Origin of the sequence: Staphylococcus sp. HMSC035D11 (genome assembly GCF_001836075.1) — a bacterium.
In the GTDB taxonomy this organism is placed as follows: Bacteria; Bacillota; Bacilli; order Staphylococcales; family Staphylococcaceae; genus Staphylococcus; species Staphylococcus hominis.
The window spans coordinates 1-9,196 of sequence record NZ_KV827222.1; the positions used below are offsets into that span (position 1 = coordinate 1).

Sequence of the window (9,196 nt, forward strand, 5' to 3'; positions counted from 1 at the left end):
CTTATCCAGATACTTTATGTCCCAGCCTCTCTATTTTTTTATGTTCACATTTTTTAAAAGAGAAAATACTATTAACATACCAAACATCATAATTCCAGTTACTATAATTATAAATGCTCGATAATCTTACTCAACTTTTCCATATAGAAAATAACTTATTTTAAATTAATTAATTAATCACATTAAAAAATTATATAATCCTTGCCAAAAAAGAACATACGTTCTACAATGATGATGAGGTGGTAAACATGATTCCAAATCCTAATGCGCCAGATGAATATAAATATGAAACTGATTATAGAAAAATACCAAGAAAATATTTAAACCCTAAAATCCCTCAAGGGCGTGGAAAAATCAAATGGCAAGCTTTTGCGACTCTCCCGCAACAGTTTGAAATTTTAGAACAAATTATAAAGGATCAAAATAAAATAGAAAAACCATTGCTAACACATGATTCATTAGATAATTTAGATCAGATTTTTCAAATAAAAATTCAAAATGATGAGTTATGTACAATCTCATATTGGGAAGACGGTAACATTTCAAAATATACAGGAAAAATTTTAAAAAAGGATGAAATTAGTAATACATTTTCCTTTTCTGATACTAACAATAATATATATAATTTAAATAATGCTAACGTTTGTAGTATCACTTAACACTATTTAAACTTTTAAAAAGTTTAAATAGTGTTCTTATAATTACCTTTTTCGAAATACTTCTAGCAAAATCATTATAAGTATCATACTGATATTAAATATATTATTTTTATCACTGAAAAAAATTTCTACTACTTGGAAAATTGATAAAAGACTTATTATTAACAAAAGTTTATTTAATTTTTCGCTTCTTTCTTCTTCCTTATATGACTGCTCCAATTCAATTAGTGATAATTCTTCTTTGTTTAATTCTTCAATATATTGTGGAGATTTAAAATCATTATTATTCTTTAGATACAAATATAAATATAAACTAGGTAAAAGCTCTGTTCTATAAATAATTGCAATAGATCTCTTGAAATTTAGTATCCATTGTCTAAAATATAGGGCTTCTTTTTTTCCATTTAAATTATATTGTTGATACCCATACAATTGTAATTCATTTAACATAGTTTCTAAGAAAAAGAAATTAGCAGAACTATTGAAATAAAGTGCCATTTGAGAACATTTTTCTAAAACATCTTCTTCTTGCTCATCCATCCAAACTACAAAAACAGATGCTTTATTCAAGAAGTTTATATAATTATCGCTATAACCATCTTGCCTAAAATGTTTACTTTTTCCTTCAAATGAAAAAATAGGCGCATTTACTAACCACTCTTGAATCTTCACGTCCTCATAGAAAGGATCATCAGTAAATTCATTTTCATTAGCTAAATAATAAACTTCAAAACCCATATTTTTAGATACTTTATATTCAAAAATATCCTTACTATTAATTTTTATAATTCTATTAATTTGTCTAGAAACATCTCTAATATTTTTACAATGTCTATTACCATACAATTGATACTGTCTTTGTCTATTATTTTTTTCTTGATTAATTAGAGGATATATCTTATCTTTTACACATGAGAAAGTACTATACAAGTCGCTTCCAAAGTTTATACTCTCTAAGTCTTCAATGATTTCTATAACAAATGTACCATTGTTAAATATAGTTAAGGTTAAAAAAAATAAATTCAAAGTGTTCTCATGAGTAATTTCAATATGTGGAGTGAATATATATTTTTTATATTTGTATCCATGTATATTATTTTGATCAAACAATCCATCATTAATATTTGCATTAGTAGCAAATTTTTCTAAAAATTTTTCTAGTTTTTCGTGATATTCTTTTGTATGTCTTTTATATCTTCCAGGTAAAATCCAATAATCATAATTTACCGGGGGGTTGTCAGGAGATAAAATGCGTATAACTCCTTTTACATTCAATAGAATTTCCTCAATTTTTTCAAACCAAGGGTTCATGTTATTATCTTTTATATTTATAGCAGTAGCATATTGATATGTTACTTTATAGCCTTGTAATTTATTAATATCTTCTAGAATCTTTTCAATTTTATTGTCCATTATTTTAAATATCCTCATACAGCCTAGAATATAAAACGCTAATTTCTTCTTTCAACATTTTTTTCTCTTTTTCTAAAGAATTTACTTTTCTTTTTAAAGAGGAGATTAACGCATCTTTACCGTCATTTTTATTTTTATGAACAAATATTTCTCTGTTTTGTTCACGTAACTTCTCTATTTTCTTTCGAATTTTATTATTTTTATATAATGTAGCTTTCGAAACTTTTGAATGTTTAGAAACGATGTTAAAGTTAATTTCTTTATTTTTTTGAACTAAATCATTTATTGCTTTATCAACTTTTTTCTCGGTTTTAACTTTTCGTTCTGCATGCAACTGTTTTAATTGTTCTTGTCTATTAAATTTTTCCATCTTAACCTCTATACTTTTATTCTATTACTTCTCCCGAATATAATGTTTCCATCTTTTATATTACCTAGTATTTCTTCATATTTATTTAATATATTTATATGCTTTTCAACCATATCTTGTCTATTATTATTTTTAGCTAATTCTATAGATTTGACCGTTGATTTGATATGTAATTCATATTTTTCAACATCTAAATCAGAAAATCCAATAGCTAAATCCTTACATGGTTTCCCAGAATTACAAGTCAGGCATGGCGGAGCTTCCATGTATGGACAATCACCACTCAATCTAGCATGACAAGTGCCATAAGGATTGTCCATTGCGTTTAATTTATGTTCTTGCCATAAAGAATTCAATGCTTTTTCAGATAGTTCACTACTATGCTGTATATTTTTAATTTTACCGTCAACATCAAAACTAAAAGCTCCTTGATCAATAACTGATTCAAAAGCCTTTCTCTTTGTATCATCAAGTAACTTAGCATATCTTAGAGTCATTTCTGGTGAGGAGTGTGCTAATAATTCTTGTATCGTTAATATATCTGCTCCACCATTTAACAATTTTACTGCATAGGTATGTCTAAATTGATGAGTTTTGAAATGGAAGATTTCTCCTTGTTCATCAATAATATTTTTAGTCTTTGATAAATGATTTAAGTGTGCTCTGACCATATGTTGTGTAAAGGGCATTCCCTTTCTTTTTCCTTTATAAATAGCAAAAATATAATTATTAGGATTATTATCTTTTGTACTTTTACTTTTAGAATCGGCTATTAAAACTGCTATTATATCAGCTAATTTATTATCAATTGGTATTCTATGTCCTTTAACAAAAGTTTTAGCAATATCTGTGATTATTGAATACTTTCCATTAACTTTTGCAAGGCAATTATTTTGTAATGTCAATACATCAGAAATTCTTAATCCTGTTTTAAAAGCTATCCAAACTACAGGTATTAAATCTTTATGCAAATCATTTATATGCTCAAAAAGCTGTTCCAATACAAAATCTGGGATATAATCAATTTGGCTACTATTTTTCTTTTCGTGTTTAGGTAAGTCTTGAGGATAAATTAAAAATCGTATATCTTGGTACGGTGCTATAGCATAGTTTTGAGTTATAATATCGTTTAAGAACCTTCTAATTGTTTTTAATTCTTCTCTCACAAAATTCTTAGTACTTTGCAAATGTTTATTAGCTGCATATTCAAACAAAAATTCTATATATGCTTCGATATGACATCTATCTAGTTCATTTAAACTATTCCTTGTTTCTTTATTTTTAGATATATTTTGAAAAAACCTAGTTAAAACTCTTATATAAAACCTTGCTGTAGCAAATGCTATATCACCAGTTATCAAACGATTTTTTAAATATTTTTTTGCTAATTCTCGCATTTTAATTGACTCAATTTTTTCAAAGTTTAAATAATTGCCAGTTAGTGTTTTATTATAACTCAATCCATATTTTTCTAAATTTCTAATATCCCATTTATCTTTTTCCCATTCTTCTCGCTTATCAATGAACTTAATTAGATTAATGTACATATTCTTTAAAAAAGAAGCCAGTCCGCTTTTGTATTCATAATCACCAAAAACTATTGTTGATGATCTTCTTTTTATTGGTATATTATTTTCAGTCAGCCAATTAAACCAGTGCTTTTCTAATGTATTTATATCACAATCAAGTAAAGAATTTAAATTTGGATAAACTTCATTAAAGAACTTAGCAATCTTATTAAGCTTTACTGCTCCAGTATTAAATAAATTAGATAAGGACCAATCCTCTTTAACTATCAGTTTCAAAAAAAGGTATTTAAATTCTAAATTCAAATTTTTACTTTTAATCCTAAAGAAAACATTTTTTCTTTTGTCTCTATAGTTCTTGATACTATCTTGAAATTGCTTGAATTTGTTAAAAGCTGTAATGTGCCACTCATCATTTTTAAAAAAGTAATCATCATATATTTCAGTTATTAAAACCTCTCCTTTTATATTGATGGTTCTACTTTGTAATGTACATAATTCATTAATCATAGTACTGTTTGTAGGTAAATTAATTGGTATTGACATAGTCATTCCCCTTTATTAAAAACTTGAAATTGATGCTTTACTTTATTCCAATCTTCACGTATATCTTCTTCAGTGGGATGAACATATAAATTAATAGTCGTTTGTATATTACTATGACCAAGTCTTTCTTGAACTTGTTTTATATCCTTAGTTTCATTATAAAAAACAGTTGCATGTGTATGGCGAAATAAATGAGGATGAACATTTATAGATGTTTTATGTTTTAGCCTTTTAAATAATGAATATATATCACTATAATTCATAGCTTCTCCTACATTTCTCCCCTTTATTTTTACAAAAAGATAATCAGAACATATTGAAAGTTCGTCAATTATTTCGTAGACATAATCATCGTATAAATCAATTAACGATTGGGAAATAAATATTTTTCTTTCCCCAGTTTTCAAATAAGTACCATTATCATTAAATCTATTTTTCAAAACTATTTGATGGCCTTTTCTAAAGTCAAATTTAATATCATCAATACGTAATGATAATACCTCACCTATACGTAATCCGGTTTCATATAGTAATTGTATTAAGAATTTATCTCTAATATTATTAGCTTCCTCTAATAATTTCTTAACCTCCGCATTAGTTAACACTTCTATTTTTTTCTTTGGTTCTTTAACTTTCAAAATATTTTTCAACGTTCTATAGTCCTTATTTATGTGATGCATGAAACTTTTATATTTTTTAGAGTATTTACTTTCCATATGCATAAAATCATAGAAATTAACATCTAATTTTTTACTCCTATAGAGATAATCATAAAAATTAGATACTACAGTCATAGTCAGATTAATTGTCTTAGGACTAATGCTTTTTTCTTTTCGGTGATAAGAGAGGACATTCTCATATTCAAAAGGTGTTTTCATCCATCTTATAAAATCAACAAAGTTATCAAAACTAACTTCTTTATAGCATATCTTTTTACTTTCTAAGTAAACAAAAAAATTTTTTAGTGCATAGGCATAGGTTTTCTTGGTATTTAAACTTTTCTTAACACTATCCAGATACTTCAAATATCTTACTGCATCTACTATAGGTTCATTATTACCATCTAAAATCATAAAATTGGTACCATTCTTAGATTTTACTTCTACTATTTTCATAATAATCTCATTTCTAATTTTAATAGTATAAGTATACACTATTCAAATTCTTTTTACATCATACATATTAAACTTATTACACGTAATAAAAAAAGACTATTTAATATTTTTACTTTGTTCATTTTTTCTTAAAATATGATTCATTTTAAACAAAATAGTCTATATTCTTCAACATATATATAACCTTTTGCAGTGATGCCTGAACAATATGAACGAATAAAAACTTTTATCGAAAATCAAAATAAAATAACGATGCCCTCTTTGTCGGATGATCAATTCAATATTCTGAATAGACGATTAATTGAAAAATATACAACTCATCAACTCGCTATGATTAGTTATTTTAAAAATGGTACGATCCATTCTATTGCAGCTTATATTAAACGTATTGATACATTAAAGCGGTATATTACAATTAGTAATGAGAATGGCTCACAAACAATGCAACTCGAATTTGCAGTATTATGTCACATTGAATAATAAAAACGAGCGAGAATTGAACTCAATTCCGCTCGTATTTCTCATTTATTTACTTGTTGTGACACCTTCATAGCCAATATCTACTTCTACTGTTCTTCCATGTGTTATAACAAAAGAAACAATTAATCCATCTTTCTTAGGTTGATATTCGAAAATACCACTTTTTTTATCACTTGGAGTACCCTTTACTTTTTTAAAGTCTGAGCCATACGCTTTTTTCAATTGATTATATGTCAAATCCCCTTTAACACTAAATTGAACTTTATTCGCCTTTTTACCATCTTTACTTACACCAGTAAATGTTTGGTTATATTTTTCAAGTTTTTTATTACTATGCACTTTTTCAAATTTTATTCCATTCATTGTTACATTTCCATATTTAACTGCTTTAATAAACTGTTTATTGGTTACAAATTTTGCGTCTTTATCTACATACCCGTTATATACATAATATGGCTTTGTAGCTGCATGCGCTGTATCCTCGATTGGTAAAACAGTTGTACTTACGCCTAACATTGTCCCAAATGCTAAAGTAACTGATGCTATAGATTTAACTATTTTATTCATGATTGTCCTTCTTTCTCTAATGGATTTTTATTTCACTATTATTATCTCATACTCTTTGTCTTAATTCACTGTACTTTAGATGTATCTATCACAGAATTATGTAAATAAAATGTAATATGATTTGGTTATATACATACTACCTATTTGTTGAACTTTGATTATAATAAACTAAAGAAATGAATTAAAAATGGAGGACTATCATTTGAAAAAAATATTAGCAACTATAGTCATTATATTACTTATTGTGGCATTAGGATTTTCAGTCTTTTTTGCAGCCACTCATTCCAATCAATCTGACTCAAATCAAACACAATCTAATAAAAAGAAAGATAAAAAAGAAACTACTTCTGAAAGTCATACAGTTCAATCTAATGAAACAAGTCAGTCTGACAATGGTACCACTGCGCAATCTGAGTCAACAAGTCAATCAATACAAGAACAACAACAAACGACGCAACGTCCCTCTACTGTTCAGACTACACAGCCAAAAACAAGTGAATCATCAACTACGTCACAATCACAACATCGTTCAGAAAGTAACACATCAAAACAACCCACATCTCAAAGCACAGAAGACAAACCATCTTCAGAGCAAACATCAACTGAACAACCTTCAACAGAAGAAAAACCTTCATCGCAACAAAGTACGAAGTCTTCTACTGAAAGTCATACTCATCGTAGTAGTGAATCTAATAACAAATCTAATTAAAAATAATAGCCTGACTGATAATGATGTTTCATTATCAATCAGGCTATTTTATTTTCTATTCTGTTACTTTACTTTCTTCTACACGTTTTGCAATTTTAGTCATAATTGGATCTAAGAATGGTTTAGCAATAAATCCAATTAAGAAGAAACCAAGACCGAAGAGCCCAAATATAATTAATTTTGTAATTAAAATTTCTGGTACAATACCACCTACAACTTCACGTAAACAATCAATTAAGTACGTAAATGGTAAGTAAGGTGAAATGTTTTGGAAGAACTTAGGTAGTGTAACTACTGGGAAGGTACCGCCACCGCCTGCAATTTGTAATACTAAAAGAATGATGGCTACCGCTTTACCTGGGTTACCCAATATAGATACACACGTATAAACAATGGTATTAAACACTATGGCTCCAAATAATGCAACGAGTACAAAGAGCAATGGTGATTCTACTTGCGCATGAAGTAAGAATAAGTCACCTGTTGTAACAATGAGGGTTTGTAATACACCCATCAAGATAAAGAACATTCCTTTACCAAGATATTCTTGCCGTTTCGTTAACTGATCTGCTAATTCTTCATGTTTGTTATGCACTGTTAATAAACTCACTAATAATAAAGCGCCTACCCAAATGGATAATGCTGTATAGAATGGTGTCATCCCTGAACCATAATCTCTGACTGGGAAAACATCCACAGTTTTCTTATTAATTGGGTTTGCGATAACATCTGCTTGTTTTTTCAAATCATTTTTTAGACTATTAACAAGCTTATCTACTGCATCGTCATCGTCCAATTGATTGAATATATCATTAGCCTTATTTAAATCTCTTTCGATACCAGGTAATTTTGTTTGTGCAAAGTTCGCTAAATTCGCTAAAGCTTCTTTTGCTTTTGGTTGATTCTCATCTAATAAATCTACTGCATTATCATACTTATCAAATAATGTTGGTAAGTTAGCATTAACAGTAGCTGTTGCATTCGCAAGACGTTGTTCTAAATCAGGTAAATCATTACGTACAAAGTCTGCAGCTTTTGCTACATTTTTTCGTACTGTTGGGAAGTAATTTTTAGCAGTTTGAGTTGCTTCAATATATCCCGCTTCAAGTGATGGTAATTCACTTTGAAGTGTTGCAATACGAGTTTGACCATTACCTACAATATCTTGACCTGCTTGAATCACTTGATTAATCGTATTTAATTTAGATTGCACATCTGATAATACAACTTGGCCTTCACTTAATTGTTTTGTAATATCATTAGAAACTACAAGTAAACGATGATTTAAATTATCTTTAATGTAATCTCTATAACTACCTAAACCAGAATTTAAAGCTGGCAAGCTTCTTAATACATTAATAGACTCCGCACTACCTTTACCACCACTTGATAATGCATCAATCAATTGGTTAGTAGAACGTAACGTATCATTAATACGGTTATTGGTACTTTCGATTCGTTTAATTTGTGGTGCTAAATTCACATGTTCACGTTGTTGTAATTCTTTTAATACATCAATCAATTGTTGATTGTATTTTGAAGTGTTTTCTAAACGTCCTTTAATATTTCGAAGCATGTCATTATATTCTGTTGGACGATTAGAGGCAATGACACCATACGTTATATCTCTTAATGCTTTTACATCAGATTGTGATGCCTTAGCTTGCTTATCCGCATTTGAAGATAATGCAAGTAATGCTTCAGCAAGTCCACTATTCATTGATTTAACATCTTCATTCGAAAGAATCTGACCATTAGGTAATTGATCATTATTCGAACTATTACTTAGTTTTTGAATCGTATATTGAGGC

The 9,196-nt window shown here is 28.0% G+C and carries 9 protein-coding genes; 3 read left to right on the forward strand and 6 right to left on the reverse strand.

Annotated features, from left to right (window positions below; all coding sequences use genetic code 11):
- The first annotated feature begins 248 nt into the window (after nt 1–248).
- Nucleotides 249–659, forward strand: a complete 411-nt coding sequence (locus HMPREF2647_RS01045; protein ID WP_000612779.1) for a YolD-like family protein — start codon at nt 249–251, stop codon at nt 657–659.
- Nucleotides 660–701: 42 nt separating this feature from the next.
- Here the strand turns inward: HMPREF2647_RS01045 and HMPREF2647_RS01050 are convergent, their stop codons facing one another.
- From HMPREF2647_RS01050 to HMPREF2647_RS01065, 4 genes are read right to left on the reverse strand one after another with little or no spacing between them, the layout of a single operon-like run.
- On the reverse strand, nt 702–2,072 hold the full coding sequence (locus tag HMPREF2647_RS01050) for a hypothetical protein (protein ID WP_000368919.1): 1,371 nt from the start codon (nt 2,070–2,072) through the stop codon (nt 702–704).
- Nucleotides 2,073–2,076: 4 nt separating this feature from the next.
- The gene (locus HMPREF2647_RS01055) at nt 2,077–2,442 is read right to left on the reverse strand and encodes a DUF6262 family protein (protein ID WP_000410574.1); all 366 of its coding nucleotides are present in this window, start codon (nt 2,440–2,442) and stop codon (nt 2,077–2,079) included.
- An 8-nt stretch (nt 2,443–2,450) separates the two neighbouring features.
- Nucleotides 2,451–4,514: a tyrosine-type recombinase/integrase gene (locus HMPREF2647_RS01060; protein WP_000026850.1), complete on the reverse strand. Its 2,064-nt coding sequence runs from the start codon at nt 4,512–4,514 to the stop codon at nt 2,451–2,453.
- A gap of 2 nt (nt 4,515–4,516) precedes the next feature.
- The gene (locus tag HMPREF2647_RS01065) at nt 4,517–5,629 is read right to left on the reverse strand and encodes a tyrosine-type recombinase/integrase (RefSeq protein ID WP_000706213.1); all 1,113 of its coding nucleotides are present in this window, start codon (nt 5,627–5,629) and stop codon (nt 4,517–4,519) included.
- Between the two features lie 195 nt (nt 5,630–5,824).
- Here HMPREF2647_RS01065 and HMPREF2647_RS01070 point away from each other — a divergent pair, with 195 nt between their 5' ends.
- The gene (locus tag HMPREF2647_RS01070; RefSeq protein ID WP_080580603.1) at nt 5,825–6,109 is read left to right on the forward strand and encodes a YolD-like family protein; all 285 of its coding nucleotides are present in this window, start codon (nt 5,825–5,827) and stop codon (nt 6,107–6,109) included.
- Nucleotides 6,110–6,154: 45 nt separating this feature from the next.
- Here the strand turns inward: HMPREF2647_RS01070 and HMPREF2647_RS01075 are convergent, their stop codons facing one another.
- On the reverse strand, nt 6,155–6,676 hold the full coding sequence (locus HMPREF2647_RS01075; protein WP_017175483.1) for an immunodominant staphylococcal antigen IsaB family protein: 522 nt from the start codon (nt 6,674–6,676) through the stop codon (nt 6,155–6,157).
- 202 nt (nt 6,677–6,878) lie between these two features.
- On the opposite strand from HMPREF2647_RS01075, the gene HMPREF2647_RS01080 reads away from it, so the two are divergent.
- Nucleotides 6,879–7,385, forward strand: a complete 507-nt coding sequence (locus HMPREF2647_RS01080; RefSeq protein ID WP_070859337.1) for a hypothetical protein — start codon at nt 6,879–6,881, stop codon at nt 7,383–7,385.
- A gap of 55 nt (nt 7,386–7,440) precedes the next feature.
- Here the strand turns inward: HMPREF2647_RS01080 and HMPREF2647_RS11400 are convergent.
- A partial coding sequence (locus HMPREF2647_RS11400; RefSeq protein ID WP_256326474.1) for a YhgE/Pip family protein occupies nt 7,441–9,196 on the reverse strand: 1,756 nt, incomplete at its 5' end.